At 62.6% G+C, this 25,397-nt stretch carries 29 protein-coding genes; 8 read left to right on the forward strand and 21 right to left on the reverse strand.

The genetic code is table 11. The features are described from left to right. Positions 1-88: 88 nt before the first annotated feature. Positions 89-994, forward strand: a complete 906-nt coding sequence (gene nhaR / locus SR858_RS22015) for a transcriptional activator NhaR (protein WP_019921392.1) — start codon at positions 89-91, stop codon at positions 992-994. A gap of 214 nt (positions 995-1,208) precedes the next feature. Further along, positions 1,209-2,546, forward strand: coding sequence for a hemolysin family protein (locus SR858_RS22020; RefSeq protein ID WP_019921391.1), 1,338 nt, complete (start codon positions 1,209-1,211; stop codon positions 2,544-2,546). 9 nt (positions 2,547-2,555) lie between these two features. Here the strand turns inward: SR858_RS22020 and SR858_RS22025 are convergent, their stop codons facing one another. From SR858_RS22025 to SR858_RS22055, 7 genes are read right to left on the reverse strand one after another with little or no spacing between them, the layout of a single operon-like run. Further along, the gene (locus SR858_RS22025) at positions 2,556-2,966 is read right to left on the reverse strand and encodes a ribosomal maturation YjgA family protein (protein ID WP_019921390.1); all 411 of its coding nucleotides are present in this window, start codon (positions 2,964-2,966) and stop codon (positions 2,556-2,558) included. Then, on the reverse strand, positions 2,963-4,000 hold the full coding sequence (locus SR858_RS22030; RefSeq protein WP_019921389.1) for an AI-2E family transporter: 1,038 nt from the start codon (positions 3,998-4,000) through the stop codon (positions 2,963-2,965). The genes SR858_RS22025 and SR858_RS22030 overlap by 4 nt, the downstream gene beginning before the upstream one ends. A gap of 6 nt (positions 4,001-4,006) precedes the next feature. Beyond that, on the reverse strand, positions 4,007-4,591 hold the full coding sequence (locus SR858_RS22035; RefSeq protein WP_019921388.1) for an SCO family protein: 585 nt from the start codon (positions 4,589-4,591) through the stop codon (positions 4,007-4,009). Beyond that, complete coding sequence (gene cyoE / locus SR858_RS22040; protein WP_019921387.1) at positions 4,588-5,478, reverse strand: heme o synthase; 891 nt, start codon at positions 5,476-5,478, stop codon at positions 4,588-4,590. Before cyoE ends, SR858_RS22035 begins: the two co-directional genes overlap by 4 nt. Before the next feature lie 34 nt (positions 5,479-5,512). Beyond that, positions 5,513-6,676, reverse strand: coding sequence for a COX15/CtaA family protein (locus SR858_RS22045; protein ID WP_026637206.1), 1,164 nt, complete (start codon positions 6,674-6,676; stop codon positions 5,513-5,515). A gap of 15 nt (positions 6,677-6,691) precedes the next feature. Beyond that, positions 6,692-7,312, reverse strand: coding sequence for an SCO family protein (locus tag SR858_RS22050; protein WP_019921385.1), 621 nt, complete (start codon positions 7,310-7,312; stop codon positions 6,692-6,694). Beyond that, complete coding sequence (locus SR858_RS22055; RefSeq protein WP_019921384.1) at positions 7,290-8,027, reverse strand: SURF1 family protein; 738 nt, start codon at positions 8,025-8,027, stop codon at positions 7,290-7,292. Before SR858_RS22055 ends, SR858_RS22050 begins: the two co-directional genes overlap by 23 nt. A 34-nt stretch (positions 8,028-8,061) precedes the next feature. On the opposite strand from SR858_RS22055, the gene SR858_RS22060 reads away from it, so the two are divergent. Continuing rightward, positions 8,062-8,262: a twin transmembrane helix small protein gene (locus SR858_RS22060; RefSeq protein WP_019921383.1), complete on the forward strand. Its 201-nt coding sequence runs from the start codon at positions 8,062-8,064 to the stop codon at positions 8,260-8,262. Positions 8,263-8,350: 88 nt separating this feature from the next. Here SR858_RS22060 and SR858_RS22065 read toward each other — a convergent pair whose 3' ends face one another. The 7 genes from SR858_RS22065 to SR858_RS22095 all read right to left on the reverse strand — a co-directional run bounded on the left by SR858_RS22065 (position 8,351) and on the right by SR858_RS22095 (position 14,245). Then, the gene (locus SR858_RS22065) at positions 8,351-9,211 is read right to left on the reverse strand and encodes a cytochrome c oxidase subunit 3 (RefSeq protein WP_019921382.1); all 861 of its coding nucleotides are present in this window, start codon (positions 9,209-9,211) and stop codon (positions 8,351-8,353) included. Positions 9,212-9,247: 36 nt separating this feature from the next. Next, positions 9,248-9,445, reverse strand: a complete 198-nt coding sequence (locus SR858_RS22070; protein WP_019921381.1) for a DUF2970 domain-containing protein — start codon at positions 9,443-9,445, stop codon at positions 9,248-9,250. Next, positions 9,446-10,000, reverse strand: coding sequence for a cytochrome c oxidase assembly protein (locus SR858_RS22075; protein ID WP_019921380.1), 555 nt, complete (start codon positions 9,998-10,000; stop codon positions 9,446-9,448). A gap of 1 nt (position 10,001) precedes the next feature. Continuing rightward, positions 10,002-10,103: a cytochrome oxidase small assembly protein gene (locus SR858_RS22080; protein WP_019921379.1), complete on the reverse strand. Its 102-nt coding sequence runs from the start codon at positions 10,101-10,103 to the stop codon at positions 10,002-10,004. After that, positions 10,100-11,695, reverse strand: coding sequence for a cytochrome c oxidase subunit I (gene ctaD, locus SR858_RS22085; RefSeq protein WP_019921378.1), 1,596 nt, complete (start codon positions 11,693-11,695; stop codon positions 10,100-10,102). The genes SR858_RS22080 and ctaD overlap by 4 nt, the downstream gene beginning before the upstream one ends. Before the next feature lie 25 nt (positions 11,696-11,720). Next, positions 11,721-12,914, reverse strand: coding sequence for a cytochrome c oxidase subunit II (gene coxB, locus SR858_RS22090; RefSeq protein ID WP_019921377.1), 1,194 nt, complete (start codon positions 12,912-12,914; stop codon positions 11,721-11,723). A 410-nt stretch (positions 12,915-13,324) separates the two neighbouring features. Next, the gene (locus tag SR858_RS22095) at positions 13,325-14,245 is read right to left on the reverse strand and encodes a methyltransferase domain-containing protein (protein WP_019921376.1); all 921 of its coding nucleotides are present in this window, start codon (positions 14,243-14,245) and stop codon (positions 13,325-13,327) included. Positions 14,246-14,387: 142 nt separating this feature from the next. Here SR858_RS22095 and SR858_RS22100 point away from each other — a divergent pair, with 142 nt between their 5' ends. Together SR858_RS22100 and trmL are read left to right on the forward strand one after the other, a co-directional pair. Further along, entirely contained in the window at positions 14,388-15,119 is a 732-nt protein-coding gene (locus tag SR858_RS22100; protein WP_019921375.1) for a ComF family protein, read from the forward strand. A 19-nt stretch (positions 15,120-15,138) separates the two neighbouring features. Then, on the forward strand, positions 15,139-15,609 hold the full coding sequence (trmL, locus tag SR858_RS22105) for a tRNA (uridine(34)/cytosine(34)/5-carboxymethylaminomethyluridine(34)-2'-O)-methyltransferase TrmL (RefSeq protein WP_026637204.1): 471 nt from the start codon (positions 15,139-15,141) through the stop codon (positions 15,607-15,609). Between the two features lie 243 nt (positions 15,610-15,852). Here trmL and SR858_RS22110 read toward each other — a convergent pair whose 3' ends face one another. The 5 genes from SR858_RS22110 to SR858_RS22130 form a co-directional block, all read right to left on the reverse strand. Further along, on the reverse strand, positions 15,853-16,854 hold the full coding sequence (locus tag SR858_RS22110) for a LacI family DNA-binding transcriptional regulator (RefSeq protein ID WP_019921373.1): 1,002 nt from the start codon (positions 16,852-16,854) through the stop codon (positions 15,853-15,855). Positions 16,855-16,924: 70 nt separating this feature from the next. Then, positions 16,925-18,328 (reverse strand): MFS transporter, encoded by a 1,404-nt coding sequence (locus SR858_RS22115; RefSeq protein ID WP_019921372.1) that lies wholly within the window; start codon positions 18,326-18,328, stop codon positions 16,925-16,927. 264 nt (positions 18,329-18,592) lie between these two features. Continuing rightward, positions 18,593-19,876, reverse strand: a complete 1,284-nt coding sequence (locus SR858_RS22120) for an MFS transporter (RefSeq protein ID WP_019921371.1) — start codon at positions 19,874-19,876, stop codon at positions 18,593-18,595. 103 nt (positions 19,877-19,979) lie between these two features. Next, entirely contained in the window at positions 19,980-20,306 is a 327-nt protein-coding gene (locus SR858_RS22125) for a thioredoxin family protein (protein WP_019921370.1), read from the reverse strand. Then, positions 20,303-21,169: a ChaN family lipoprotein gene (locus SR858_RS22130; RefSeq protein ID WP_026637203.1), complete on the reverse strand. Its 867-nt coding sequence runs from the start codon at positions 21,167-21,169 to the stop codon at positions 20,303-20,305. The genes SR858_RS22125 and SR858_RS22130 overlap by 4 nt, the downstream gene beginning before the upstream one ends. Before the next feature lie 254 nt (positions 21,170-21,423). Here SR858_RS22130 and SR858_RS22135 point away from each other — a divergent pair, with 254 nt between their 5' ends. Next, complete coding sequence (locus SR858_RS22135; protein ID WP_019921368.1) at positions 21,424-21,732, forward strand: hypothetical protein; 309 nt, start codon at positions 21,424-21,426, stop codon at positions 21,730-21,732. 43 nt (positions 21,733-21,775) lie between these two features. Here the strand turns inward: SR858_RS22135 and SR858_RS22140 are convergent, their stop codons facing one another. Continuing rightward, the gene (locus SR858_RS22140; RefSeq protein WP_019921367.1) at positions 21,776-23,335 is read right to left on the reverse strand and encodes a sensor histidine kinase; all 1,560 of its coding nucleotides are present in this window, start codon (positions 23,333-23,335) and stop codon (positions 21,776-21,778) included. 192 nt (positions 23,336-23,527) lie between these two features. Between SR858_RS22140 and SR858_RS22145 the strand changes: the two genes are divergently transcribed. Both SR858_RS22145 and SR858_RS22150 read left to right on the forward strand, forming a co-directional pair. Then, a complete protein-coding gene (locus SR858_RS22145; RefSeq protein ID WP_019921366.1) occupies positions 23,528-23,872 on the forward strand; it encodes a hypothetical protein in 345 nt (114 codons plus the stop codon). Further along, the gene (locus SR858_RS22150) at positions 23,865-24,710 is read left to right on the forward strand and encodes an HDOD domain-containing protein (RefSeq protein ID WP_019921365.1); all 846 of its coding nucleotides are present in this window, start codon (positions 23,865-23,867) and stop codon (positions 24,708-24,710) included. The genes SR858_RS22145 and SR858_RS22150 overlap by 8 nt, the downstream gene beginning before the upstream one ends. A gap of 78 nt (positions 24,711-24,788) precedes the next feature. Here SR858_RS22150 and SR858_RS22155 read toward each other — a convergent pair whose 3' ends face one another. Then, positions 24,789-25,127, reverse strand: coding sequence for a hypothetical protein (locus SR858_RS22155; RefSeq protein WP_019921364.1), 339 nt, complete (start codon positions 25,125-25,127; stop codon positions 24,789-24,791). Positions 25,128-25,397 lie beyond the last annotated feature (270 nt).

The following is a 25,397-nucleotide window of genomic DNA, read 5'->3' on the forward strand; positions in this document are numbered from 1 at the left end:
AATCGACTGCTCGAGTATAGGGTCTGACAACATATTTAAAAATAGAAGATAATTGAAGTATTACTTCGGAATAATTGAAGGGTTGAGTGTGAAAACCAGCGGCTTGAACTACCGTCATTTATACTTTTTCTGGATCGTCGCCAAGGAGGGCGGCGTGACCCGCGCGGCCGAACGGCTGGGACTGGCGGTGCAGACCATCAGCATGCAGCTCTCCGCGCTGGAGCTATCGATCGGCAAGCAACTGCTCGAACCGCAAGGCCGGCGCCTGGTGCCCACCGAGGCCGGCCGGCTGGCCTTCAGCTATTGCGAGCAGATTTTCCTGCTGGGCGACCAGTTGCAAGATGCGCTCGACGAAGCCGAGGCCGGCAAGATGCGGCTCACGGTGGGCATATCGGACTCGTTACCGAAGCTGATCGCGTTCCGCCTGCTGCAGGCCACGCAAACCATGTCCAAGCAGGTGCGGCTGGTATGCATGGAGGACGAATTCGAAAACCTGCTGGCCGATCTCGCTTTGGGCAAGCTCGACGTGGTACTGACCGACCGCACCGTGCGCGCCGGCGGCAGCCTGAAAGTGTTCAGCCACCTGCTGGGCGAAAGCGACATGAAACTGTTCGGCGTGCCGCGCTTGGCGGATAAATACCGGGGCAACTTCCCGGCCAGCCTGCACCACGCACCACTCCTGGTGCCCACCCGCAACAACGCGCTGCGCGGACGCATCGACACCTGGCTGGTGCAACACAAGGTAAGGGCCGAGATCGCCGGCGAATTCGAAGACAACGCCATGCTCAACACCTTCGGGCGCAACGGCATGGGCCTGTTTTTCGCGCCGTCGGCGCTGGCGCACGATATCGAAGACCAGCTCGGCGCCGTGCTGGTCGGCGACGCGCCCGAGCTGCGCGAGCATTTTTACGCCATCTCGAACGAGCGCAAGATCCGCCATCCGGCCATCGAGGCCATCATCTCCACCGTCCACAGCGGCCTCTTCGCCCACTGACCCTCCCCTACTTCGTACTTCGGGGTCAGTGCCGACATTCGGACATTTTTGAACCTTTTTATTGAATTATGCGTCAACAAAAAAGTTCCGCAATGTCCGAATGTCGGCACTGACCCTCGAATTGGGCCCTCCCGAAAGAGGCAATTCGTGCTGCTTTTGGCCGCTGTCGTTTAAGATAAGCGTTTTATACGAAGAAATTCGCCGCTCGGCCCCTATGCAAAACGTTCTGCTTGTCGTGCTCGCCCTATTCCTGGTCGCGCTCAATGGATTCTTTGTGGCGGCCGAATTCGGCATAGTCACGCTGCGTAAAACCCGGGTACGGGCGATTGCCAAGACGCAGGGACTGCGGGGGCGCATCCTCGGCAAGGTGCACGGCGAGCTCGATGCCTACCTGTCGGCCTGCCAGCTGGGCATCACGCTGGCCTCGCTGGGCCTGGGCTGGGTGGGCGAACCGGCGTTTGCCAGCCTGCTCGAGCCGCTGCTCACCGCCATCGGCATCACCAAGCCCGAGGTGGTGCACGGCATCGCCTTCGTGTTTGCCTTCAGCGTGATTTCATTCCTGCACATCGTGGTGGGCGAGCTGGCGCCGAAATCGCTGGCGATCCGCATGCCCGAGGTGGTGGGCTTGTGGTGCGCGCCGCCGTTGTATATTTTCTACTGGATCATGTACCCGTTCATCTGGGTGCTCAATGCCAGCGCCAACATGGTGCTGCGCATCGCTGGCCTGGCCGGCAAGGGCGGCCACGACAGCCATTACTCGGTCGAGGAACTCAAGCTGATCCTGCGCACCAGCCAACCTGGCGAAAAATTCAACAAGGACGAGCGCAACATCCTGGCCCATTCGCTCGATTTTTCCGACCTGGCCGTCTCCGACCTGATGCGTCCGATTAACGAGGTGATCAGCCTGCACGCGAGCCGCACCCTGGCCGACAACCTCGACACCATGCTGCGCAACCGCTTCAGCCGCTACCCGTATTACGACCGCGACGGCGAAACCGTGCTGGGCGTGGTGCACCTGAAAGACCTGTTCTTCGCCCAGCAGTCGGGCAAGCCGATCACCGACCTGGTGCCGTTCCTGCGGCCGGTGGAAACCATCTCGGCACGCACGCCGGCGCTGGAACAGTTCCGCCGTTTCCGCGACGGCGCCCCGCACTTCGCGCTGATCGGCGAAAAAAACAAGCGTCCGGTCGGCTTCATCACGCTCGACAACCTGCTGGGCGCGATGGTCGGCGAAATCCACGACGAATTCCGCCTCAACGAAAACGACTGGCTCAAGCAGCCGGACGGCACGCTGATCGGCAAGGCCAGCCTGCCGATCTTCTCGCTCGAACGCACCCTCGGCATCGATATCGAGAACGAGGAACTGGGCATGGAGGAAGTGGAATCGGTGGGCGGCCTGATCATGGTGAAACTCGGCGACATCCCCAAGCAGGGCCAGCGCATCAGTTTCCGCCATTTCGATATCGTGGCAAAAAAAATGAACGGACCGCGTATCTTGCTGGTCAAAGTGATACCGAAGGACGATACCGAGGATAATGCGGATCTGGATTGAGCGCGCAGCTTAGCGCTGGCGACGCCTGCGGTGGGCGATAATGCGCTCGATCGCAAACGCTAGCAGCACCCCCACCGTGTACGCCACCAGGTCCAGCCAGCCAAACGCCGTGCCCAGCACCAGGTGCCCCATCGGATGCGCGCGCACTGCCACGATCCACGGCGCCTGGTACAGCTGGCCGAACTCCACCACGTAAGAAATCGCCAGCGCGCCCAGCGCCAGCCGGGCAACGCTCCAGCGCGGCGCGATCATGGCCAGGCCGAAGAACACCATCATGGTCCAGAGCGCGTCGCCCGGGTACTTGCCCAGCGCGGCCGGCAACAGCCCTGGATACCGGCGCGACGCCAGGCCCAGCGCGATGACCGCCAGCACGATCGCGCCATACACCAGCCGGTTGCGCGGCTCGCTCGATGAACTCACACCTGCGCGGTGTAGTGGCGTAACAATCCCATGCCTACCGCCAGCAGGGTCGGACCGATGAACAATCCGACAAAGCCGAATGCCAGCACGCCACCCATCACGCCCAGCAGCACCAGGATGAAGGGCAAGCTGCTGCCACGGCTGATCAAGAGCGGCTTGACCACGTTATCGACGCCGCTGATCAACAGCACGCCCCACACCGCCATGAAAATGGCCCAGCCGGTCTGGCCGTGGTCGAACAGCCAGATGGTGGCGCCGATCCAGATGATCGGCGGTCCGACGGGGATCAGCGACAGCAAAAAGGTGGCGACTGACAGCAGCGCCACGGCCGGCACGCCGGCGATCAGGAAACCCACCGCCGCCACCACCGATTGCGCCAGCGCCGTGCCCAGCAAGCCATACATCACGCCGCGCACGGTGCGGCTGATGGTGTCCGATACCGACGTCGCCTGCTCCGCGCCGATCAGCTTGTCCATGGCCCGGCCCAGCGACGACAGCATGGTGACGCCGTCGCGGTACAGGAAGAAGCTGACGAACACGGCCAGGCTCACCTGGGCCACGCCGCTGCCGAGCAGCACGCCGCCGCCGAGCAGCAGGTGGCGCGCCGGTTCGAGCAGGTTCTTGGCGACGCCGAGCAACTCCTCGCGGCTGCCCAGCAGGCGGCGCAAATACGTGTCGATCATCTCGCCCACCAGCGGCAGGTCGCGCAGCCAGGCCGGCGGCGCCAGCGTGCCACTGCCGAGGCTGGCCTTGAAGTGGTCGTAGAACGACGCGGCGTTGTCGGCGATATTCCAGGTCACCAGCGTGAGCGGCACCAGGATTAACAAGGTCAAGCCCACGCTCATGATGGCGGCGGCCAGCGAGCGCCGGCCCTTGACCTTGTTCAGCAGGCGCAAGTACAGCGGCCAGCTTGAAATGGTGATGGCGCAGGCGAACAGGATGGCGGCCACGAACGGGCGCAACACGATCAGGCAGCCGATGACCAGCAGGATGACGGCGGCAAGCCGGGTGAAGGGTTGAAAGCGCTGGCGCATGGGAATTTACAGCAGTTGTTGAATGTCGTGAACGATGGCCGCCTGGCCCTTGGCATGCGGCACCATCAGGCGCACCTTGCCGTTCTTGTCGAAGATGTAGCTGGCCGCCGTGTGGTCCACCGAGTAGTTGGCGGCGTCGGTGCCGGGCACCTTGGCGTAGAAGATCTTGAATTCCTTGGCCACCGCTGCAGTCTGGTCAGGCGTGCCGTACAGGCCGATGAAGCGCGGATCGAAGGTGGGCACGTATTGCGCCAGCAGCGGCTGGGTGTCGCGCTCGGGATCGACGGTGACGAACAGCACCTGCACCTGGTCGGCCTTGGGGCCGAGGGCTTTCATCACGCCGGCCATCTCGGCCATGGTGGTGGGGCAGACGTCGGGGCACTGGGTAAAGCCGAAGAACATCACCACCACCTTGCCCCGGAAGTCGGCCATGGTGCGCGGCTTGCCCGTGTGATCAATCAGCGCGAAGTCTTTCGCAAAGGCGGCGCCGGTGATGTCGACATTCTGGAACGACTGCGAAGACGATTTTTCGCTACAGCCGGTCAGCAACATGGAAACGGCCAGCACGGCCGAAGCGAACAGTTTCTTCATATTTTGATGTAATGGTCCACCAGCAGCGCCGCGAACAGCAAGCCCAGGTACATGATCGACCAGGCAAAGGCCTTGCGGGCCACCTGGTCGGAATAATGGCGATAAATCTTCCACGAATGGTGCAGGAAGACCGCATTGAGGATGATCGCAGAAACCAGGTAAATCAGTCCGCTCATTTGCACCACGTAGGGCAGCACGGTGGTGGCCGCCAGCGCGATCGAGTACAGCCACACGTGGAACTGCGTGTATTCCATGCCGTGCGTGACCGGCAGCATCGGCAGGCCCGACTTGGCGTAGTCGTCGCGGCGGTACAGCGCCAGCGCCCAGAAATGCGGCGGCGTCCAGACAAAAATGATCATCACCAGCAGCCACGCTTCGGCCGGTACTTCGTTGGTCATCGCGGCCCAGCCCAGGGCCGGCGGCATGGCGCCCGACAGGCCACCGATGACGATGTTCTGCGGCGTGGCAGGCTTCAGGATCATCGTATAGATCACGGCGTAGCCGACAAAGCTGAAGAACGTGAGCCACATGGTGAGCGGATTGACCAGCGCATACAAGATCCACATGCCGGCGCCGCCGATCAGCAGCGCGAACACCACGGTTTCGCCCACGGTCACGTCGCCCATGGCGTTCGGACGGCGCGCGGTGCGGGCCATGCGGGCGTCGATTTCACGCTCGGCCAGGCAGTTGACCGCGAAGGCGGCGCTGGTGAGCAGGAAAATGCCCAGCGTGGCCGGCACCGCCACGCGCCAGTCCGGAATGCCATCCGTCGCCAGGAACATGCCGATGATGGCGCAAAACACCGCCATCTGGGTGATGCGCGGCTTGGTCAGCGCCCAGAACTGCGAGGCGCGGCGGGAAGGTTTGGTCAGAGTGTGCGTGGTCATGATGTCATTTCGAAGCGCTTGGCCAGAAGGCAAGCTATTGCTGCTTCAGCGGTAAATGGTGCGATAAACCAGCACCCGAAGCTGCTTTTTTAGCAAGATCGTGCTGGAATTTAGCCTTGTAGTTTAACACGGTCAGCAACAGTACCAGCAGCGCCGCGCCGGCGTTATGCAATACGGCAATGGTCAGCGGGAAGCTGAAGTAGATCGTGGCCAGGCCTGTGGCGATCTGCGCGGCCAGCACGAGCGCGATGTAGCGCGCGGTTTTATGCAATACCACATTGCCCCACGCGCGCCACGCGGTGTAGCCGGCCACCAGCGCCACGATGAAGCCTGCATTGCGGTGTATCCAGTGGATCGCCGTCAGCGCCGCAAACGGAATGTAATGGCCGGCAGCGGTCTTGCCCAATTCGCGCCACAGCGTAAAGCCGTGTTCGAAGTCCATGTGCGGCACCAGCTTGCCGCCGCACAGCGGGAAGTCGGTACACGCCAGCGTGGCGTAGTTGGTGCTCACCCAGCCGCCGAGGGCGATCTGTACCACCAGCAATACCGCCGAGATGCCGGCCAGCCAGCGGATCTTGCGCATCGCCGTGGGCGAGCCGGACAAGGTGCGCACCGGAGAAATCAGCTGGTTCTGGCGGCCGCCGTACCATACCAGCGCCGCCAATAGCCCCATGCCCAGCAGCAGGTGGATGGTGACGATCACCGGTTGCAGCTTGAGCGTGACAGTCCAGGCGCCGAACGCGCCTTGCAGGCAGACAAAGAAGAACAGGAAGGTCGGCATGCCCGGCTTGTACTCGGGCCGGGTGCCCTGCGACTTGCGCCACTGGTACCACGCCTGCGCCATCATCGCCACGATCAGCACGCCGATGGCCATGGCCAGGTAGCGGTGGATCATCTCGATCCAGGCCTTGGCCACGGTGACCGGGCCGGTGGGGTTCAGGGTTTCGGCCGCCACAATGTCCGCGTGCGCCAGGAAGGGGTTGGCGGCGCCGTAGCAGCCGGGCCAGTCCGGGCAGCCGAGGCCGGAATCGGTCAAGCGCGTAAACGCGCCGAACACGATCAGGTCGAGCGTGAGAAACACGCTCACCCAGATCAGCTTGCGGTACTTGTTGGCGTCGGACGACGTCCACACCAGCGACAGCGGCAGCAGCGCCACCAGCAGCGCCGTGATGGCCATTTGAGCGAGAGTCAGGTGCATCGTTTAGTTATCCCATTATCCTATGGCAGAAGCTTTAAGCAGTTTGGCAATGTCCTTGTGGACCTTGCTCGCCTTGGCGGTGTCGCTGGAGACGGCGCCTTTCGGGAAGCGCATCATCAGGTTGCCCAGCGGGTCGATCAGGTACACGTAGTCGGCGGCGCGCTCGCCCTGCTCCACCGGCAGCCATTTGGCAACCACCGCAGCCGGCGCGCGCAACATGTGGGTGCCGTCGTTGACGCGCATGATCATGGTCTCGAGCGGCTGCTCGTCGGTGATCAGCCATACTCTTTCCACCCGATCCATGGCCTTGCCCTGCATGGTGCGCAGCTGGCGCATGGCAAACAGCTGGTCCTGGCAGTCCTGCTGGCAGTCCGACGGCCCCACCTTGAGCATCACCCACTTGCCGCGATAATCGGCCAGCGTGGCCGGGCTGCCGTCGAGCTGTTTGCTGGCCATCGATGGGATCGGATACTGGCGTGCATCGAGCAGGGTGCCGTAGTTGGTCTCGCCGCCCTTGGGCTTGACAACGTAATACATGAAGTACGACGCCAGCAGCGGCGCGGCGCACACGGCGATCACCGCCAGCAGCTTCCAGCGTCCGCGCGCCGTTTGTTTAGTGTTTGCCTGATTTTCCACGTCTGAATCCGTTCACGACAAAAAAGATGACCGCCATCGCCGCCAGCGCATACCACTGGAAGGCATAGCCCTGGTGTTTTTCGGGATTCATGCCCGAAGCCGGCCATTCGCGGCCCATGCGCAGGTCGTCGCCATACGGGCGCGCCGGCGTACTTTGCTGCAGCACGAATGGCTGCATGGTCAGTCCGCTCGCTTTGGCCACTTGCAGCGGGTCGGCGTTTTGCACGATAACGCCGGGCGCCAACGCGGGCCCCGCGCCCAGTTCCATCACGTGGCCCGAGTGCAGGCGCGCCACGCCGTCCACGGTGACGGTGCCCGTTGGCGTATCGAACGCGGGCAGCTTGTCGCGCGCCAGCGGGTCGCGCGGCAACCAGCCGCGCTGCACCAGCACATGCATATTGGACCCGTCGATCTTGAAGGGCATCAGCAGGTACACGCCGGCGCGGCCCTGGTACGGGCGGTTGTCGAGGTACAGCGGCCAGTCCTGGACGAAATGGCCGGTGGCGCTGACGCGGCGGTATTCCACAGCGGCTGCGGCCAGCGGCGCCCCGGTCAGCGCCAGGGGTGCGGCGGCAGCGCCATGGTCGAGGCGCGCCTGGGTGGCGATTTTCTCGTCGGCGCGGCGTTCCTGCCAGTTGCCCAGGGCGAAGCCCAGCGCCACCACCAGGACCGTGGCGATCAAGGGAATCAATTTAAATCGGAAGGCAATCGGCATTACAATGAAGCCTCACTCATCTCGCTGCCCTGTCATGAAAATTGTCGTCGCCATCGCGTTCGTCCTGATCATCGGCAGCCTCGGTTGCGCGCTGTTTTTCCTCATGCGCGACAAGGGCAAGAGCAACAACACGGTCCGCTCGCTGGCGGTGCGGGTGGGCTTGTCGATCACCCTGTTCGTGATGATCCTTGTCGCCTACAAGCTTGGCTATATCCAGCCTACCGGCTTGCGCTGATCCTTATTTACAGCACCAGAAAAAACGGCCGCACCGGACATTCCCGTGTGCGGCCGACAGCATTATAGCGCCGATGTTTGGGGTATGTTCACAGCCAGTAGATCACTACATACAGGCCCAGCCACACCACGTCCACGAAGTGCCAGTACCACGCCGCACCTTCGAAGGCGAAGTGGTTGTCAGGTGTGAAATGTCCTTTTAGCACCCGGTATAACACCACCGACAGCATGATCGCGCCCATCGTCACGTGGAAGCCGTGGAAGCCGGTCAGCATGAAGAAGGTCGAGCCGTAGATGCCGGACGTCAGCTTGAGGTTCAGTTCGCTATATGCGTGGATGTATTCATAGACCTGGAAGCCCATGAAGGTGGCGCCCAGCAGCACGGTGGCAAACAGCCAGATCGCCGTCTGCGCGCGGTGGCCGGCGCGCAGCGCGTGGTGGGCGATGGTGAGCGTCACGCCCGACGTCAGCAGCAAGGCGGTATTAATGGTCGGAATCGGGAACGGTCCCATGGTGCGGAACTCGTCGACGGTACCGGCCGGGCTGGCGCCGCCCCAGTGTGCGGCAAAGTCGGGCCAGATGAATTTATGGTCGATGTCGCCCAGCCACGGCATGGAAATCACGCGGGCGTAGAACAGCGCGCCGAAAAAGGCGCCGAAGAACATGATCTCGGAAACAATGAACCACGCCATCGACCAGCGGAACGAGTAGTCGATGCGCTGGCTGTACAAGCCGCCTTCGGACTCCTTGATGGCGTCGCCGAACCAGAAGTACAGCACCGCGATGATGCCGGCCAGGCCGACCATGTTGACCGGCATGCCCCACGCCACATCGTTGACCCACGCCGAGGCGCCGGCCATGGTGACCAGCAGCGCGATACCGGCCAGCAGCGGCCAGCGCGACGGCCCCGGCACGAAGTAATACGGTGCTGCGGTATTGTGTGCGCTCATCTCGATCTCCCCTGTCGAACTTTGTAAGTGTAAGGACTATTTTGCTACCGCCCACTGCACGGCCAGGATCAGCAGCCCGATGAACAGGGCCACGGCGATCAGCGCCGCGATCACGATGTGCACCGGGTTGAGCCGGGCGTCATCGTTGTCGAAATCACTTTTGCGGCGCAGGCCGAAGAACGACCACACCACCGCTTTCAACGAATACCAGAACGACGCCGGCTTCTTGTCCATCTAGTTCGCCGCCGTCTTGTCCATGCCGCCCACTTCGAAGAACGTGTACGACAGGGTGATGGTCTTGACGTCGCGCGGCAGCTTGGGGTCGATGTAGAACATCACCGGCATCTGCCGCGCTTCGTTCGGCTTCAACGCCTGCTGCTTGAAGCAAAAGCACTCGACCTTTTTAAAATGCTGCATGGCGTTCTGCGGCGCGTAGCTCGGTATCGCCTGCGCCGCCACGTCGCGGTTCTGGGTGTTGACCACCTCGTACGTCACGGTAGCCAGTTCGCCCGGGTGCACCGTCATTGATGCCACCGTGGGCCGGAAGCGGTAAGGGCCCTGGCTGTTGGCGTCGAACTCGATGGTGATGCTGCGGGTGGCGTCCACCTGCGTGTTCTGGTCGTATTCGACCGTGCCGTCTTTTTGCGTGAGCACGTTCAGGCCCAGCGCTTCGCAGATCTGGCGGTAGAACGGGTTCAAGGCATAGGCAAAGCCGAACATCACCACGGCCGTGACCAGCAGCTTGCCGAGCAAGGTGCGATTCAGTCCGGATGTACCGTCTTTTTTCATGTCAGCTCAGCCAGATACGCTTGACGAACACCGACAGGAAAAACAGCACCGCCAGAGCTGCCAGCCACAGCGCCATGCGCACATTGTTGGGTTTTTTGTTCATTTGAATTGCGGTGGCGTTTCAAACGTGTGGAATGGCGCCGGCGACGGCACGGTCCACTCGAGGCCCTCGGCGCCTTCCCACGGCTTGGCTTCCGCTTTCTTGCCGCCGCGGATGGTCGGGATCACCACGCCGAACAGGAAGAACACCTGCGACAGGCCGAAACCGAAAGCGCCGATGGTGGCGATCATGTTGTAATCGGTGAACTGCGCCGAGTAATCGACATAGCGGCGCGGCATGCCGGCCAGGCCCAGGAAGTGCATCGGGAAGAACGTCACGTTGAACGAAATCAGCGACAGCCAGAAGTGCGCCTTGCCCATGGTTTCGTTGTACATGTGGCCGGTCCACTTGGGCGACCAGTAGTAGAAGCCGGCAAACAGCGCGAACAGCGAACCGGCCACCAGCACGTAGTGGAAGTGCGCCACCACGTAATACGTATCCTGCAGCTGGATGTCGATCGGCGTGACCGCCAGGATCAGGCCGGTAAAGCCGCCGATGGTGAACACGAAGATGAAGCCGACCGTAAACAGCATCGGCGTCTCGAATGTCATCGAACCCTTCCACATGGTGGCGATCCAGTTGAACACTTTAACGCCGGTGGGTACCGCGATCAGCATGGTGGCGTACATGAAGAACAGTTGCGACGTCACCGGCATGCCGGTGGTAAACATGTGGTGGGCCCACACGACGAACGACAGGATCGCGATCGACGCGGTGGCATAGACCATCGACGCGTAGCCGAACAGCTGCTTGCGTGCAAACGCCGGCAGGATCTGCGAGACGATGCCGAACGCCGGCAAGATCATGATGTACACCTCGGGGTGGCCGAAGAACCAGAAAATATGCTGGTACATCACGGGGTCGCCACCGGCGGCCGCGTTGAAGAAGGTGGTGCCGAAGTGGCGGTCGGTCAGGGTCATGGTAATCGCCCCGGCCAGTACCGGCATCACCAGGATCAAGAGGTAGGCGGTGATCAGCCAGGTCCAGCAGAACATCGGCATTTTCATCAGCGTCATGCCCGGTGCGCGCATGTTGAGGATGGTGACGATGATGTTGATCGAGCCCATGATCGACGAGGCGCCCATCAGGTGCATGGCGAAAATCGCCATGTCCATGCCCGGTCCCATCTGGGTGGACAGCGGCGCGTACAGGGTCCAGCCGGCAGCAGTCGCCCCGCCCGGCACCAGGAACGACGTGGCCAGCAGCAGCGCGGCCGGCGGCAGCAGCCAGAACGAGAAGTTGTTCATGCGCGCGAACGCCATGTCGGACGCGCCGATCTGCAGCGGGATCATCCAGTTGGCAAAGCCCACGAAGGCCGGCATGATGGCGCCGAACACCATCACCAGGCCGTGCATGGTGGTCAATTGATTGAAGAACTCGGGCTGGAAGAATTGCAGGCCAGGCTGGAACAGCTCGCTGCGGATCATCAGCGCCAGCACCCCGCCCGACAGCAGCATCACGAACGAGAACCACAGGTACAGCGTGCCGATATCCTTGTGGTTGGTGGCGAACAGCCAGCGTTTCAGGCCGGTCGGATGGTCATGGGCGTGATCGTGCGAGTGATCGTGGCCGTGATCGATGGTGCTTGTGCTCATTGTGTCTCCTGCTGTTCTGCTGGATTTATTTACGTGCAGCCACGATTTCGGCCGGTTGGACGATGTTTTGTTCTGGCTTGTTCGACCAGCTGTTGCGGGTGTACGTGATCACGGCCGCGATTTCGGTGTCGGACAGCTGCTTCCACGCCGGCATTTCGGCGGGATATTTACCGCTCTTCTGGCCGTTGAGCAGCACGTGGATTTGCGCGGCCTTGTCGCCGTTGACCACGGCCGAGCCGTCCAGTGGCGCGAAGGCACTAGGTACGCCCTTGCCGTTGGCCTGGTGGCAGACCGCGCAGTTGGCGGTATAGACTTTTTCGCCGCGCGTTTTCAGCTCGTCGATGGTGAAGGTCTTGTTCGGATCGTCGGCCAGCGCCGCCATTTCCTTTTTCTTGCCATCGACCCAGGCCGTGTAGTCGGCGTCGGACACCACGCGCACGACGATCGGCATGAACGCGTGTTCCTTGCCGCACAGCTCGGAGCAATAGCCGCGATAGGTGCCGGTGTGTTCAGCCTTGAACCAGGTGTCGCGCACGAAGCCGGGAATCGCATCCTGCTTGACGGCAAACGCGGGGATCGACCACGAGTGGATGACGTCGGCGGCGGTAGTGACGATGCGGATCTTTTTATGGACCGGCACCACCATCTCGTTATCGACGTCCATCAGGTACGTGTCGCCGCGCTTTTCGGTGGGAGCAAAGCCGGGCGCACCCACTTGCGCACGCGGCGTGGCCAGGTTGGACAGGAAGGAAATGCCGGTGCCCTCGCCGCTCAGGTAGTCGTAGCCCCACTTCCATTGCATGCCGGTGACCTTGATGGTGATGTCGGCGTTGCTGGTGTCTTTCATGCCGACCACGGTGCGGGTGGCGGGCAGCGCCATGCCGATCACGATCAGGAACGGCACCACGGTCCAGGCGATTTCGACGGCGGTCGATTCGTGGAAGGTGGCCGGTTTGTGGCCCAGCGATTTGCGGTGCTTGAAGATCGAGTAGAACATCACGCCGAACACGGCGACGAAGATCACCAGGCACACGACCATCATCCACGTGTGCAGGTCGTAGACCTCGGTGGCGATGCGGGTGGCGGGCGGCTGCAGGTTCAGTTGTTTTTCAATTGGCCCGCCGGTGCCGCCGGTGGCCGGGCCATAGGTACCAGCACTTCCGGCTGTTTCTGCTGCCCTCGCTGCAATACTGGCTGCCGTCATCGTAAAGCCGAGCATGAACGATGTAAGTCGCTTCGCAAGTGTCATGTTTTCCCCAACAAACCCAAGTGTAATTATTTTGTAACGACCTGGATTCCGGTAAACCAAACCCGCGTCGCTCCTTAAACAACTTCAGGCCCCGTTTGCACACTGCCGGGACGCTGAAGCCTTTGTCTCCATCCCCTACGTCACAGCGTGCTGCGAGAGAACTATACAAAAGCCTGATGCTGCTTAAATCAACTGCTCGCTTCGTTTCAATTGGTGCCCGGATAACGGCTTTGCCCATGATTCACCGGCAAAGTTGGTTATTGATTATATAGAACAAAAACCACGCACATCAACAAATAAACGATTTTGCAACTCTGTTGTCCCCGGGACGCATTTTGCTTGCGTCCGGGGCGCGATCGCGTTATGGCAACCCTGCGACCTTATTTTTTGCGCGGCAGGTCGAAGCGGATAATCGCCTCGCCCTTGGACGTGGTGCGCGGCGCCGGCCGGAACGCGTGGCCGTAAATCACCTCGAACGTCAGCGCCAGCTTGCCGTCGGGCCGGCGCTGGCGTTCCAGCGCCGCCAGCATGCGCTGCCAGGCCTGCTTGCCCATCAGCCCCCGGCTGCGCGTACCGAGCGGGTTGCCGCCCAGCGCGCGCACGTCGGCCAGCAGCGCTTGCGCGGTGTCGTACGTGACCGTGATCACTTCCATGTCGAGCACCGGCGTGGAAAACCCCACCTCCACCAGCTGGTCGCCGAAGTCGTGCATATCGACAAACGGCAGCACGTGCGGCGCCAGGTCGGCCTCGGCAAACGCCGTGCGCAGCTCGCGCAGGGTATCGGGCCCGAAGCACGAAAACATCAGCAGGCTGTTGACCCGCAGCACCCGGCGCCATTCGGCAAACACGCGGTCGGGCTGCGGATGCCAGTGCAGCGCCAGGTTGGACCACACCAGGTCGATCGAGTTCGGCGCCAGCGGCAAATCGGCGAAATCGCCGCACAGCAAGTCGATGCCGGCCTTCGACGGCAGCAGCTTCGACAGCAGCTGGTTCAGCGACGACTGCTTGGCGCCCTGGCTGCGCACGGCGCGCAGCGGCGCCTCGGCCGCATCGATGCCGAGAATCTGGGCGGCGGCGTACATTTTTTGCAACACAGCAAGGTCGGCGCCATCGCCGCAGCCGGCATCGAGCACGCGCAAGGGCGCGATTTTAACCAATTCCAGCCGGTCCACCATCCGCGAGGCAATTTCCCGGCGCAAAAAATCGGCGGGACGGGTGCGGTCGAGACGGGAAAACAGGGCGCGCACATGATCGAGATCAATCGGGGCGCTGAGCTTGGGCGGGTTGGCAGGCACGTGCATATATGGTTGACAGTTGGGTTCCACCTGCAATGGGCCGTGCCGGATGACGCCAGACGGCCGCAGGTTGATGCGATAATGTCGGCAGTGTACATGGTTGGCGCCCGGCTGGCCGCCATGGGCCGCGTTTTTTGGGAAACATGGCATGAATGGCAAGCTGATCCGGCGCGTATTCCACCTGCTGTTGCCCACCTCGTGCGCGCTGTGCGGCGCCGGCAGCGACGACACCTTGTGCGCGACTTGCGTGCACCAGTTTTTCGGTACCGCTGCCGCCGTGCCGCGCTGCCCTTGCTGCGCCAATCCGGTCGCAGCTGGCGCCACGCTGTGCGGCCACTGTATCGCCGCGCGGCCCGCATTCGACCGCACCGTGGTCGCTTGCGACTATGCGCTGCCGGTCGATCAGCTGGTGCTGCAACTGAAATTCGGCCACCGGCTGGCCCTCGCGGCGCTGATGGCGCGGCGGCTGGCGGTCGTGACGGCGGCGGCAGCGGCGGAAAGTCCCGGCGCCCTGCCCGACCTGCTGTGCCCGGTGCCGCTGGGGCCGCGCCGGCTGGCGCAGCGCGGCTACAACCAGGCGCTGGAAATCGCCCGGCCGCTGGCGCGATGCCTGGGCGTGGCGCTGCAAGCCAGGCTGGTGGCGCGCACTCGCGAGACAGCCGCGCAAAGCAGCGTGGCGCCCGAAGACCGGCGCGCCAATATCGCCGGCGCGTTTGCCGTGCCCGCCCCGGCGCTGGCACTGGTACGCGGCCGCCATATCGGCGTGGTGGACGATGTGATGACCAGCGGCAGCACGCTCGACGAAATGGCGGCCACCCTCAAGCGCCACGGCGCCGCGCGCGTGAGCAACCTGGTGTTCGCGCGCACCCCGCCCCATTGAATTTTTGAAGGAGAACAAAGTGTTTCACGTCGTACTGGTCCACCCCGAAATCCCCCCCAATACGGGCAACGTCATCCGCCTGTGCGCCAATACCGGCGCCCAGTTGCACCTGATCGAGCCGCTCGGCTTTCCGCTCGAAGATTCCAAGCTCAAGCGCGCCGGCCTCGACTACCACGAGTACGCGAAAATGAAGGTGCACGCCGACTGGCAGTCGTTTTGCGCCGACCTGCAACCGGACCCGTCGCGCATGTTCGCCATGACCACGCGCGGCTCGTCGCCGTTCGCGGACGCCAGCTTCCGGCCGGGCGATGTATTCGTATTCGGCTCGGAAACGGCCGGCCTGCCGCCCGCCCTGCGCGACAATTTTCCGGCCGAACAGCGGATCCGCCTGCCAATGCGGCCAGACAACCGCAGCCTTAACCTCTCAAATACCGTCGCAGTCGTCGTCTTTGAAGCATGGCGACAGAACGGCTACGCGGGAGGCGTCTAGCACCTGAGAACACCGTCATAGCGTAATGCCGCTAAGTTAAGAGCCGTCATTCCCGCGAAAGCGGGAATCCATGCTGAGCTCATGATCACGCTCCCTATGGATTCCCGCCGACGCGGGAATGACGGCTCATCAGTTGGCGGTCGGAAAAGGCTTAACTTCGCGGCATTTCCGTCATAGCGACGCTCTCAAGCGCTATTACCAGCCAGCACGGCGAGGAGCTGCAACGCCGCCATGAAGGCTACGTCAGACGCTCGTATTTCGGCGCGAAGTAGAGGCGCGCAGGATTAACTGCGGTTCGATCATGCCGGTCTCCGGCTCCGGCTTGCCATCGATGGCGGCGATCAGTTTTTCCATTGCTGTCGCCCCCATCCGCTCGCTTTGCATATCGACCGTGGTCAGTGCCGGCGACGTGTACTGGCCGTACGAGATATTGTCGAACGCCGCCACCGACAGGTCGTCCGGCAGCGAAAAGCCCAGGGTTTGCGCCGCCTTCATGAAGCCCAGCGCCATCAAGTCGTTGTAGCAGATCAGCGCATCGGGCGGATTGCCGCCCAGCAGGATGGCCGAGCACACGCGTTCGCCCTCGGCCGAGGTGGGCGTGCCGCCCTCGTACACATCCAGGTCCAGGTCATGTTCGGCCAGGCAGGCGCGGATGGCGTCGAGCCGGTCGTGGTCGCGCCGGGCGCGGGCAAAGCGCAGGTAGGCGAACCGGCGGTGCCCCAGAGACAGCAGGTGCCGCGCCAGCATGGCGGCGCCGCGCGTGTCGTCGCTGCTCACCCACTGCAACGGCAGCCGCGTGGGCCGGCCGAAATACACCAGCGGCTTGCCGAGGTCCATCAGCCAGTCCATCTCCGACTCGACCATGCGCGAGAACAGGATCAGCCCATCGACGCGGCGGCTCAGCGCCTCGACCAGCGGCCGTTCGCGGTCGGCGTTTTCTTCGGTATCGACCAGCAGCAAGGTGTAGTTATGGGCCAGGGCCACGCGGTTGGCGCCCTTGACGATGCTGGTGAAATGGGGATTGTTGATGTCAAGGATGGACAGGCCGATGCTGCGCGTGCGGCCCGTGATCATCGATTGCGCCAGCGGGTTGGAGCGGTAGCCCAGCCTGGCGATCACTTCCTTGATGGTGGCTTCGACTGCCGGTGAGAACCGTTGCGCGCCGTTGACAAACTTCGACACGGTGGCGGTCGAGACACCGGCGGCGGCGGCCACGTCACGGATGGTTGCTACGTTTTTTTTCATTGCAGGCAGGAAGTGGGCGCGTGATCGATCGTGGCAACGATCTTAGCACGCGCCCAAGGTGCTTCAAGCCTTACAGATCGGTAATTTCCTTGTGGCGCGGCACCAGGATTTTCATGACGGTCCACGCCGCCAGGTAAGCCACGGCGCAAATCGCGAACATGATCATGTAACCGGTGTAGATATCGTTGACCGCCTTGTAGTGATCGAACACCCAGCCGCCCAGCTTGGTCAGCAGCACGCCGCCGATACCGCCGGCCATGCCGCCGATACCGACCACCGACGCCACCGCTTTTTGCGGGAACATGTCCGACACGGTGGTGAAGATATTGGCCGACCAGGCCTGGTGGGCCGAGGCGCCGATACCGATCAGTATCACCGGCACCCAGAAGCTGATCGAACCGAGCGGTTGCGCCAGCAGCACCAGCAGCGGGAACAGCGCAATCACGAACATCGCCCGCATGCGGCCGTCATACGGCGCATAACCACGGGCCATGAAATAGCTCGGGAACCAGCCGCCGCCGATCGAACCGATCATGGTCATGCTGTAGAGCACGGCCAGCGGCACGATGATGGCGTCGCCCTTCATGCCGTACTGGGCCGACAGATAGGTTGGCAGCCAGAACAGGAAGAACCACCACACGCCGTCGGTCATGAACTTGCCGAAGGCAAAAGCCCAGGTCTGCGGGTATTTCAGCAACTGGAACCACGAGGTTTTACGGGCAGCAGCGGCCGACGCTTCCTCGGTGGTTTCGGTTTTGACCACCTGGTCGCTGCGGATATAGGCCAGTTCGGCGGCGCTCATGCGCTTTTGCTGTTCCGGCTTGTCGTACAACCACAGCCACAGCGCCATCCAGAAGAAGCCGACCGCGCCGATGATGATGAACGCCCACTGCCAGCCCCACACGGCAGCGATCAGCGGCACGCTGATCGGCGCCAGGATCGCTCCCACGTTGGCGCCGGAGTTGAAGATGCCGGTGGCGAACGACCGCTCTTTCTTGGGGAAATATTCGGCGGTGGCCTTGATCGCGGCCGGGAAGTTACCGGCCTCGCCGACCGCCAGCACCGCGCGCGACACCATGAAACCGATAATCGACGGCACCACCACCAGTCCGAAGGCGCCGGCCACCACGGCAATGCCCTCGCCCATCGGTACGGCAAACGCGTGCAGGATGGCGCCCAATGACCAGATCACGATCGCCACGACATACGCGCTCTTGGTGCCGATGCGGTCGACCACGCGGCCGGCCAGCAGCATCGAGACCGCGTACACGAACTGGAACGCAGCGGCGATATTGGCGTAATCGGTATTGGTCCAGCCGAATTCCTTGGACAGGTCCGGCGCCAGCAGGCTCAGTACCTGGCGGTCGAGATAATTGATGGTGGTGGCAAAAAACAACAAGGCACAGATGGTCCACCGGTATTTACCGACGGCCTGGCCGACTGACTGCGGGTTGACGGGCTCGCTCAGATTCATGGCATCACTTTGTATTATGTTTATGTTGATGACCCCCGGTCTCCACGGGATCATTCGTGCAAGCTGCTCAAGCGGCCATTGCTTCGTTGCAGCTCCTAGCCGTGCTATGCGCACTGTCGTCGTCGCTGCGCCTTGCCCTGGCCACTTGATCAGCTTGCACTGTCATATGTCATCGTACAACCATCAAAGTTGTGAAGCAAGAAAAAAGAAGTGGCTGCTCAAAGGCAGCCACCAAATGATCAAATCGTTGCGCGAAGCGGTTTTTTATGCCGCTGCCGCCATCCTCGGGCGGGCCAGCAACAAGGCGATCAGGCTGATCACCGCCGCCCCGCTCAGGTAGTAGCCCACGTATTGCAAGCCATAGTTGGTGGCCAGCCAGGTAGCGATATACGGCGCCAGCGAGGCGCCGAGTATGCCTGCCAGGTTGAAGGTGAGCGAAGCGCCGGTGTAACGCACCTCGGCCGGGAACAGCTCGGAGAGGATAGTGCCCAGCGGACCGTAAGTGAGCCCCATCAACCCCAGCCCCAGCGACAGGAACACCGTCACCTGCGCGGTGCTGCCGGAGCCGAACAGGGGCGCCAGCGCCAGCCCGAAGATGGCGATCGCCGCCGAAATCCAGATCAAGGTGCGGGCGCGGCCATGGCGGTCGGCCCATACCGCCGCGACCGGAATCGTCAGGCCGAAGAACAGCACCGCGAACAATTGCTGGATCAGGAAATCCTTGCGCGAGAAGTGCAAGGCGGTCGTGCCCCAGCTCAGCGCGAACACCGTCATCAGGTAGAACAGCACGAAGGTCGCCAGCGCGATCAGGGTGCCGAGTACCAGCATGGCGCCATGGTCGCGGAACACCGTCACCACCGGCACTTTGACGCGCTCGTTCTTTTCCAGCACTTTCTGGAAGTCCGGCGTCTCGTGGATTTTCAGGCGCACGTACAGGCCCACGATGACCAGGAGCGCGCTGGCCAGGAACGGGATGCGCCAGCCGTAGGCAAAGAATTCGGCATCGGTCTGCACCTCGGTGAGCAGCAGGAAAATGCCGCCCGACAGGAAGAAGCCGATCGGCGCGCCCAGTTGCGGAAACATGCCGTACCAGGCGCGCTTGCCCGGCGGCGCATTCTCGGTGGCCAGCAGCACCGCGCCGCCCCACTCGCCGCCCAGGCCCAGGCCCTGGCCGAAGCGGCACAGCGCCAGCAGGGCCGGAGCCCAGGTGCCGATGGTGGCATACGTGGGCAGCAGGCCGATCACCACCGTCGAGAGTCCCATGGTCAGCAACGCCGCCACCAGCGTGGCCTTGCGGCCCACGCGGTCGCCGAAGTGGCCGAACACGGCCGAGCCGATCGGCCGCGCAAAGAAGGCGATGGCAAACGTCGCCAGCGACTGCAAGGTGGCGGCGGCGGGGTCGGCGGCGGGGAAGAACAGCTTGGGGAACACCAGCACGGCAGCGGTGGCGTAGATATAGAAATCGAAGAATTCGATGGTGGTGCCGATCAGGCTGGCGAACAGCACGGTGGCCGGCTTGTTGGTCTGGGCCGGTTTGGACGGACTCATGCGTGGGGCTCCTGCAAATAAACGGTGCGGCCCATCATACACACGCCATTGGCAGGATGCCAAGCAAAGACAGCGGCAGCAGGTAGTACTGCTTAGAGAAAGATCACCCCTTGGGATCGATCTGTTGCAAACCGTCAGCGATCGCGGCCGCTTCCAGCGGGCGCACCACGCGCGCCACTTCCACGCCATCCTTGAGGAAAATCAGGGTCGGCCACAGCTTGACGCGGAACGAGCGGCCCAGCGCGCGGCCGGGACCGTCTTCGACCTTGTAGTGAGTCAACTGCTCGTGCCCGGCAAACGCCTGTGCCAGCGGCGCCTGGGCGGCCTGGCAGTGGCCGCACCAGTTGGCGCCGAACTCGAGCAGGACTGCGCCCGGCAGGGCATCGATGTCGGCGCGCTGCGGCGCCTCGGCTTGGTAGTGTGTTTTCATTTTTTCCTGAATTTGGCGCAGGGGTCGGGACGTTCCTGCGTGCTCAGCGCATAGGTTTGATCATAGCGGCCGGCATGATCGCCCGGCTCCACGTAGCCTTCGGCGCGCACCGTCAGTATAGGCTCGATCAGGTTAAGCCAGCGCGCGACGCCGATATCCTTGCGCACGTGGCCGTTACCGGCGATGAGCACTACGTCGCGCGGGCGCTGGTCGCGGATGATCTTGGCCATCCACAGATCGCGCGCCAACTGGGCGTTGACCATGCCATCGACCATCATGGCCGGCAACATGCCGCAGTGGCCGGCTTCGATTTCATGCTGCTGGGCGGTGCGCAGGTCGGCCGGGACAGGCCGGTCCAGGTGGTAGTCCCTGATGCTTTGCGGGTCGAACGTGGCTTGGATGCCGTCGCGCACCACGCGCGACGCGTCCGCGCGCGAGAGGTTGCCCGCCACCAGCGGCAAGTGGTACGTGAGCGCCAGCTGGATCACCGGATAGTACAACTGCCAGTCCCAGCGCGGGCCGTGGACGAGCTGGATCACGCACTGGGCGTCGAGGCACCCCTTTTGCGCCTGGTCGAGCACATCCTGGTTTTCGCGGTCGAACTGCTCCATCACGATGGCCGGGCGCCAGCCCGCTTCCACGCGCTGGCGCAGCAACTCGTAGCGCAACCGGTGGCCTTGCCGGTTGTCATGCACCTCGCCCAGCAGCAGTACCTGGGGATTTGGACCTTGCGGCGCCGGCACCGTATCCGCGGTGGGGGCGGCAGCGGTGGCGGTGGGCCGGGCTCCGCCCGCGCAGGCGCTCAACAGTGCGAGGGTGGCCAGTGCGCTGGCGCCACACATAAATCGGAGTCTGTACATCATGGGATATCGCCCCTTGCATGCTAATTGGTTGATTTGATGGATCTAATTTATGGCGCACCGTGCACGGCGTTTGACACTGTTGGTGCAGTGCAATAATAAATTTCTATTGAATAAACTAAAATAGCAATATGTTATGAATTGTGGTTAAATACCAGTTCGGTCAGTTGTCAATCCGATCTGGCGCAAAAATTATACGGATAACGCATTAAATTGTTGTTAAGCCGGGGCGCCCAGCACAGTTTCAGGAGTGTCATGTGAAAATTTTATCGTTGTTGAGCACCACCATCTTCGCGTTGGGCCTGTGTGGCGCTGCCACCGCAGCCACCGCCACGCCTGACGCACTCGCAACATCGGCCTTCCACGAATGTACGGCAGATGCCCCGTGCGACAAGCTTGCACAGCAAGAAGGCCAACCGGCAGCGCAGGACCGGCCACCGGTTGCCAAGGTCGAGGAAGCACCGCTGCCGGTGCCGGAACTGCAAACCTCGCTGATGTTCATGATGGGGTTGCTGGTCCTGGGCGTGACCTCGCGCCGCCGGTCGTCGGAACGTTTCGACCGCTGAGCGTAGCCTGCTTCACCGACATCCCGCCTGGTGCGGGATTTTTTTATTCCGGCGCCGCCGGCGCCACCGGTGTCACGCACGGCATGCGCAGCGTGAAGCTGGCGCCCTGCCCCAGCACGCTGGCCACCGTGATGGTGCCGCCGAACTGCTTGGCCATCAGGTTGAACACGATGTTCAGGCCCAGGCCGGTACCGCCCTGGCCGCGCCGGGTGGTGACGAACGGGTCGAACACCTTGTCGATCATGTCCGGGGCGATGCCCTTGCCGTTGTCGCTCACCTGCATCTCGATCCAGTCGCCCTGACGCGCTACGCCGATCGTGATGCGTCCCTCCTGCTCCGGCTCGAACGCGTGTTCCACGCAATTGAGGGTCAGGTTGGTGAGTACCTGGGCCAGCGCACCGGGATAGCTGTCGAGCATCAGGTCCGGGGGACAGGCAATGCTGACCGTGATCCTGGTCTTCTTGAGCTTTGGTTGCAGGCTCGACACCACCTCGTTGATATAGTCGCGCAACTCGAAGCGGCGCCGCGCCTCGCTCACCTGGTCCACCGCGATCTGCTTGAAGCTGTGGATCAGGTGGGCGGCGCGGTAGGCGTTGTTCATGATCAGGCGCGTGCTTTCGGCGGCCGTTTCCAGGTAGCGGGTGATGTCCGATTTCTTGACCGTGCCTTCGGCCACCGCCGCGTGGACCTTTTCGGTGGCCTCCATCAGCACCGAGGCGCTGGTGAGCGCGATGCCCACCGGGGTATTGATCTCATGGGCCACGCCGGCCACCAGGCCGCCAAGCGACGCCAGCCGCTCGGCCTGGAGCAACGATTCCTGCGCGCGCTGCAGTTCGTCGAGCGCGCGGGTGGTGGCCAGGGCGGCCTGGCGCGCCTCGTCCTCGGCCTCGCGGATGCGCTGGATATTCGATTTGACCTTGCGCTGGATGGCATTGAAGCCACGGATCACTTCGCCCAATTCGTCGCGGCGGTTGTCGGGCAACTCCTCGACCTCGTCGCTGTCGCGGGTGGCCAGGTCGACCAGACCGTCGCGCAGGCGCTTGAGCGGGTGGAATACGATGCGCAGCGACAAGGCCAGCGCCGCCACCAGGATCAGGTCCAGCAGCAGGACTTCGATCACCTTGCGCCGTACCTCGGCGGCCAGCGTGGCCTCGATCTGGGCACGGCTGAAATTGACCACCACCCGGCCCACGATCACCGGCTTGAGCGCGGCACCGGCGCCGCCGGAATCGCGGTAAGCCAGGTCCGCCACCACCGGCGTACCACCCACGGCGGCATCGGTTTCGATCGGCACCAGGGTGCCGTCCTCGCGCCGCAGCCGGCCGGAGAACAGCCCGACCGAGGTGTCGTACACGCGGATCGAGACCAGTTCGGGCGGCATCATCTCGGCAGCCACGATGTTATCGACCTTGGCCTTGTCCAGGTCCCACAGCGCCGAAGGCAAGCTCGTCTGCAGGCGCGCCAGCACGCCCTGGCGCAGCCGCTGGCTGCCAGCCTCGAGTTCCTGGGACAGGCTGTGCTGGGCGTACGTGCCGGAAATGCCAAGCACCAGGGTGACGATCACCACGAACAGCAGCGTCAGGCGGCCTTGAATGCCAAACATCGAACTTACCTCCTTACACTGGACTTGCTGGATTTAACGGCAACAAGCCAATGTAAGGTAAGCAATGCATCTTGGCAAGCAAGGCTTGGCCGCCGCCCCCGTGCGTGATAAGCGCAACACGGGCCGGCGTTGCAGACTCAGGACGTTCTCAATGGTAATATCGATCAAAACAGGGATCTTCGGGAGACGGCAATGACGAGTAATTATCATCAACTGGCGCTGGCCGATGTACGACCGGGCATGGTCCTGTCGGACGTGCTGCTCGACGTGCAGGGCCAGGTCCTGCTGCCGCAAGGCGCGGTGCTGACCGAGGCCATGCTGGCGCTGATGCCGCGCCACGGCATCGAAATGCTGCCGGTGGAAGCCGGCGAAGCGTCGCCCGAGGAAACCGCGGCGACCCGCCAGCACCACGAGGCGCGCATCGCCCACCTGTTCCGCAAGACCGATGCGGACGCTGGCGACGACTGGGCGACCAGCCTGCTGCAACGCTTCGTGCACGATTTCCGCGTGGGCCACCAGGAGCACGGCCATGAGTAATACCGTCAGCTACGACGACGTGGTGCGCAACCTCGATGACCTGCCGTCGCTGCCGGCGGTGGTCATGGAACTACTCAACAGCATCGACCAGGAAGACGTCGATATTTCCGTGCTGGCCAAAAAAGTGTCGCATGACCAGGCACTGACCGCCAAGACGCTGCGCCTGGCCAATTCGTCGCTTTATGGCCTGCAAGTGAAGGTGACGACCATCCAGCAAGCCATCACGTACCTCGGCTTCCAGACCACCCGCAACCTGATCACGGCCGCCGCCGTCACCGGATATTTTGCCCAGGGCCACTGCCCCGGTTTCGACGACAAGGCGTTCTGGCGCCATTCGATCGCCACCGCCGCCTGCGCCAAGGTGCTGGCGCGCCACATGCGCTTCAACCAGGATTACGCGTTTACGGCCGGACTGCTGCACGATATCGGCAGGCTGGTGCTGGTGTCGTGCTTTCCGAACCAGTATTCGACGACGATTGCTTACCGCGAAGAACACGACTGTTATTTGCTGGCAGCGGAGCGGCAAGTACTGGGCGTGGACCACGTGCAGGCCGGCGTGGCGCTGGCCGAACACTGGAATTTCTCGGGCACGATGCGTCAGGCGATTGCCTACCACCACGCCCCGGAAGTGCCGGGCGCGGGCTTCTTGGCCACCATCATCCACGTGGCGGACGCAATCGTGCACGCGCTCGACCTGGCGCAGGTGCAGGACGACCTGGTGCCGCAAGTGTCGAACGTGGCGTGGACGGCGCTGGGATTAGACGAGGAAATTTATTTGCAGATATTCCGTGAGACGGAATTGCAGTACGAAGAGATTTCGATGGTGTTGCTGAGCTAAAGCGGTCGGACTAAAGGCCGCGGCTCCCTGCCGTGCCGGTCACAAGACCGGCGCGACAGGTGTGGAGCGCGGGGCGCATTAGTGATGTGCTACGTTTCCGGCCGAAGCCTTGTCGTTGCTGCTGCGGTCTTCAGGCTTGGGACGGCCCTGGGCGTCGGACAGGCGGTACTTGGTGCGGCGATCTCCCATCAGGTCGCGCAGGTCGCGGATGCTCATACCGGTTACTTCGTGCATGCGGATCAGCAGCGAAGCGCCGACCGGCAGGCGGTGGTGGCGAATTTTGCTGATGACCGGCGGCGCCACTTCCAGCAGGCGCGAAAGGGCAGCGTCGTTTTTCAGTTGCATCTTGCCCAGCAGAATGTCGAGCAGGTGGTTGGGGTTGTAGCTTTCCTGCGATGCGAGTGCGTGGTGTGCCATGATGTGTCCTCGTTGGTTGGGTGAACAGATATTGCTGGTCCGAACTTAAGGAAAACTTAGAGTTTTCAATAATTAACAAATGGACTTTTCAGACTTTTCTGTGAATTGCTTTTAAAGCAATATTATTCTATGCGCAAAAGCCGGGCTGTCCGATAGACCGCTCGAAGCAAGATTGTGCGGCATCAATCGCCATGTAGAAAACATGGCAACCATGCCATTCCAACACAGCGGGCGGCTACGTGGCGCACGCAAGGGCGGCGGCCGGTCGTT

The organism is Duganella zoogloeoides, from assembly GCF_034479515.1.
In the GTDB taxonomy this organism is placed as follows: domain Bacteria; phylum Pseudomonadota; class Gammaproteobacteria; order Burkholderiales; family Burkholderiaceae_D; genus Rugamonas; species Rugamonas zoogloeoides.

What these genes read in the sequence shown, in the direction of transcription:
- SR858_RS22020 (WP_019921391.1), top strand. Translation starts at nt 1,209, where the DNA reads ATGCAAAACGTTCTGCTTGTCGTGCTCGCCCTATTCCTGGTCGCGCTC.
- SR858_RS22030 (WP_019921389.1), bottom strand. Translation starts at nt 4,000, where the DNA reads ATGCGCCAGCGCTTTCAACCCTTCACCCGGCTTGCCGCCGTCATCCTG.
- SR858_RS22035 (WP_019921388.1), bottom strand. Translation starts at nt 4,591, where the DNA reads ATGAAGAAACTGTTCGCTTCGGCCGTGCTGGCCGTTTCCATGTTGCTG.
- cyoE (WP_019921387.1), bottom strand. Translation starts at nt 5,478, where the DNA reads ATGACCACGCACACTCTGACCAAACCTTCCCGCCGCGCCTCGCAGTTC.
- SR858_RS22045 (WP_026637206.1), bottom strand. Translation starts at nt 6,676, where the DNA reads ATGCACCTGACTCTCGCTCAAATGGCCATCACGGCGCTGCTGGTGGCG.
- SR858_RS22055 (WP_019921384.1), bottom strand. Translation starts at nt 8,027, where the DNA reads ATGCCGATTGCCTTCCGATTTAAATTGATTCCCTTGATCGCCACGGTC.
- SR858_RS22060 (WP_019921383.1), top strand. Translation starts at nt 8,062, where the DNA reads ATGAAAATTGTCGTCGCCATCGCGTTCGTCCTGATCATCGGCAGCCTC.
- SR858_RS22065 (WP_019921382.1), bottom strand. Translation starts at nt 9,211, where the DNA reads ATGAGCGCACACAATACCGCAGCACCGTATTACTTCGTGCCGGGGCCG.
- SR858_RS22070 (WP_019921381.1), bottom strand. Translation starts at nt 9,445, where the DNA reads ATGGACAAGAAGCCGGCGTCGTTCTGGTATTCGTTGAAAGCGGTGGTG.
- SR858_RS22075 (WP_019921380.1), bottom strand. Translation starts at nt 10,000, where the DNA reads ATGAAAAAAGACGGTACATCCGGACTGAATCGCACCTTGCTCGGCAAG.
- SR858_RS22080 (WP_019921379.1), bottom strand. Translation starts at nt 10,103, where the DNA reads ATGAACAAAAAACCCAACAATGTGCGCATGGCGCTGTGGCTGGCAGCT.
- ctaD (WP_019921378.1), bottom strand. Translation starts at nt 11,695, where the DNA reads ATGAGCACAAGCACCATCGATCACGGCCACGATCACTCGCACGATCAC.
- coxB (WP_019921377.1), bottom strand. Translation starts at nt 12,914, where the DNA reads ATGCTCGGCTTTACGATGACGGCAGCCAGTATTGCAGCGAGGGCAGCA.
- SR858_RS22095 (WP_019921376.1), bottom strand. Translation starts at nt 14,245, where the DNA reads ATGCACGTGCCTGCCAACCCGCCCAAGCTCAGCGCCCCGATTGATCTC.
- SR858_RS22100 (WP_019921375.1), top strand. Translation starts at nt 14,388, where the DNA reads ATGAATGGCAAGCTGATCCGGCGCGTATTCCACCTGCTGTTGCCCACC.
- SR858_RS22110 (WP_019921373.1), bottom strand. Translation starts at nt 16,854, where the DNA reads ATGAAAAAAAACGTAGCAACCATCCGTGACGTGGCCGCCGCCGCCGGT.
- SR858_RS22115 (WP_019921372.1), bottom strand. Translation starts at nt 18,328, where the DNA reads ATGAATCTGAGCGAGCCCGTCAACCCGCAGTCAGTCGGCCAGGCCGTC.
- SR858_RS22120 (WP_019921371.1), bottom strand. Translation starts at nt 19,876, where the DNA reads ATGAGTCCGTCCAAACCGGCCCAGACCAACAAGCCGGCCACCGTGCTG.
- SR858_RS22125 (WP_019921370.1), bottom strand. Translation starts at nt 20,306, where the DNA reads ATGAAAACACACTACCAAGCCGAGGCGCCGCAGCGCGCCGACATCGAT.
- SR858_RS22130 (WP_026637203.1), bottom strand. Translation starts at nt 21,169, where the DNA reads ATGATGTACAGACTCCGATTTATGTGTGGCGCCAGCGCACTGGCCACC.
- SR858_RS22140 (WP_019921367.1), bottom strand. Translation starts at nt 23,335, where the DNA reads ATGTTTGGCATTCAAGGCCGCCTGACGCTGCTGTTCGTGGTGATCGTC.
- SR858_RS22145 (WP_019921366.1), top strand. Translation starts at nt 23,528, where the DNA reads ATGACGAGTAATTATCATCAACTGGCGCTGGCCGATGTACGACCGGGC.
- SR858_RS22150 (WP_019921365.1), top strand. Translation starts at nt 23,865, where the DNA reads ATGAGTAATACCGTCAGCTACGACGACGTGGTGCGCAACCTCGATGAC.
- SR858_RS22155 (WP_019921364.1), bottom strand. Translation starts at nt 25,127, where the DNA reads ATGGCACACCACGCACTCGCATCGCAGGAAAGCTACAACCCCAACCAC.